Raw genomic sequence first — 272 nt, 5'->3', positions numbered from 1 at the left:
AATTGGTTGATACGGCCATTTGCAATGCGTCAAGCGGCACCTGATCTGTTTCTAATTCGTAGACGACGCGGCCCTTCTGCCAGTAGATGACTACCTGTACATCATTGCCTCCCGGCCGGTAGGTTACTTTTACGCGGCCGTTGTCTTTAGGAGCAGGCAAGGCATGCTCTTCCAGATAAGCAACCATCTTTTTGGCAATGGCCTGATTGTCCAGTTGGTCCTGTGAAAGTGAATCAATCTGAAGAAGCCACCTTCCTTCACGCCAGGACAAA

The 272-nt window shown here is 50.0% G+C and carries 1 pseudogene; it reads right to left on the bottom strand.

Annotated elements, in window-relative coordinates:
• Window positions 1-272: pseudogene (locus LKX83_RS32520) on the bottom strand (hypothetical protein); the annotation flags it as partial.

This window comes from Cohnella baijiui (genome assembly GCF_020731285.1).
Classification (GTDB): Bacteria; Bacillota; Bacilli; order Paenibacillales; family Paenibacillaceae; genus Cohnella.
This window is presented reverse-complemented; position numbering and strand designations above follow the sequence as displayed.